General features: G+C 68.8%; 1 protein-coding gene and 1 pseudogene. Both read right to left on the reverse strand.

The features are described from left to right. Positions 1-233: 233 nt before the first annotated feature. On the reverse strand, positions 234-1,352 hold the full coding sequence (locus ACFQ87_RS45745) for a hypothetical protein (protein WP_380616970.1): 1,119 nt from the start codon (positions 1,350-1,352) through the stop codon (positions 234-236). Positions 1,353-1,413: 61 nt separating this feature from the next. Continuing rightward, positions 1,414-1,581 (reverse strand): annotated as a pseudogene (locus tag ACFQ87_RS45750) (DEAD/DEAH box helicase family protein); the annotation flags it as partial. Positions 1,582-2,295: the final 714 nt, after the last annotated feature.

Genomic DNA, 2,295 nt, shown 5'->3' on the forward strand with positions numbered 1-2,295 from the left:
GACACCTGACCGTCCAGCCCCGCACCATCCTCTACACCGCACCACAGACCACCGGAAACCAGGCATAACCGCCAACGACACCCCGCCCGCACCGCACAGCACCCACCGCTCCCGCACACCACACACCGCTGCGCACGGACTGAGGACAGGGCCACCTCCGGCACCCGATCACACCGGGCCAAGCCCCGCGGCGGAGCGCGGGCGTGCGGCGACCCCGTCACCGGCGAGGAGCTCTACCGGAAACGCCCGCGCCTGGGCGTGAAGCGCCTCGCCACCATCCTGCCCAACGGCCGGCTGCTGAGCAGGTGCCAGACCGGGCTGGAAGGTTCGCGATGGATGAGGTCCTCGATTCGGGCGGCGCTGGCCGGGACGGCGGCCAGCATTTCGGCGACGGCCGGGTTCTCCTCGGCGGCCACGCGTAGGTCCGCCACCGCGCCGCGCACCCCGGCCACTCCCGCGCCGGGTACCCGCTTGTTGCCCCGGTGGTCACCGACGCCGGACCCACCGCCCTGGCAGGCCGGCAGCAGGCCGTCGCGGAGCTGTCCGCCGACTGTTGTCGCGGCCAGTGGTGCACGGTGGCCCGCGACTACAACGAGGACGGCTGGCGCGAGTAAGACGACTCGGTGCCGGTCGTCGCGACCACCCTGGAGCTGCCGGCGGAGCTTCTCGACGGTCTGGTTCAGCGTCTCGCTGAAGTAGCGGGCCTCGATCGTGCGGTTGTGGAACGTGATGCACCGCTGAAGCCCGCGCTCCACCATCGTCTTGACCAGCCCGGCCTGGATCGCGGCGATTCGCTCGGCCGGCACCTCGTCCTCGCTGCCATCCCGCGCCTCGCCGACACCCGGCCCCCACGTCACCCCCTGTCGCTCGGCGCCCTGGCGGTCGCCGAGCGGGCCGCGCAGCTCCAGGACCACGATCTCGAACGGCGCCAGCAGCTTCCTGTCGATCGCCTCGGCCAAGCCCAGGGAGTACACGTGCGGGCCGTAGACCCGCTGGTCGTCCATCGACACCGCCAACTCCTCCGGCAGCGGCTGGTACGCGTCCTCACGGGCCGTCACCGGCCGCTTCGGCGGCGCCCAGATCCTGGGGGTCGAGGTCATGTACAGCCGCCGCTGCGCCGGGATCGCCGCCTGGTCGTGGACCACGGTCCAGGTCTTCTCGACGCCGCCCGAAGAGCGGTGCGCCTCGTCACAGACCATCAGGCCAAGCGGGGGCAGCGCCTTACCCTCCCCACCCTCCCGCTGCGCCCAGTACTCGTAGGCGTCGGCGACCGCGCCGACGGAGATGTAGGTGGCGAACAGGGTGGTCGGCCGTCGGTGCTTGGCCGCGTGGGACAGCCACATCCCGATCATCAGCGGGTTGGTGGTCGCTATCGCCCCCGTAGGGCAGCTCGGAGTCCACCAGGGAGCAGACGGCATACATGTCCCCGGTACGGCCAGCAGCCCGCCACGAGCCGACCATCTGCACCAGTAGGTCCAAGGTCGGAACAACAATCAGCACCGTCCCACGCGGCGCCGGCTTCTGCCCGGCCGCGGCCCCCACGTACGACTTCCCGGAGCCGGTGGCCATCTGCACCGTCACCCGCAGCCCGTCCGGCGCGGACTACGCCGGACGGGGCGTCAGACCCCGCACGATGGCCTCCAGGGCCTCCTCCTGATGCCCGCGTAGCGAGACGCCGGCGGCGGACTGAGCGGCCATCAGGCCCGGCTTTACGACGCTCACGAAGACGTGTCTCTTCTCACCCATTCCCGATCCCACGCACGAGACCGCGCGGGAAATTCTGACAGTGCCCTACTGATACATTTGACGGGCCGACCCAGGAATCCAGCCGACCGGAACACTAGCCCGATTCGGGTGGTCATTCGGCAAGATATCAGTCCCCGATTCACGAATTCCGACGAATGCTCGAAACGCGCGGGTCTGCACCCCGTTTCTGACGGGATCACCTGACGCTTCAAGATTGATACATTGGGGACCGTTGCTCACCCTTCAGGGTAGCGCACTCGACCGAGCCGAGAGGCCGGAATCGTGATCTAGATCATGGCCTAGACCAATTTTAAAGGAGTGAAGCCGACCCGCACGCACCCCTGACATACCCTCTCCTCCCAGTCAGCTCGCTTTAAGATCAGACATAAAGCCAGCTAAGCCATGTGATCAGAGCCTAGCCACTAGGCACTATGGAGCGAAGCGGAGTGGTGCCAGCCCGAGCGCGAAGCGCCGGGCCCACCCGAGCGAAGCTCGGGTGCGGACACGCGGAGCGGGTCCGCCGCCTGACCGAAGGTCGGGCGCGGACTG

The sequence above is a fragment of the Kitasatospora sp. NPDC056531 genome (assembly GCF_042794375.1).
Classification (GTDB): domain Bacteria; phylum Actinomycetota; class Actinomycetes; order Streptomycetales; family Streptomycetaceae; genus Kitasatospora.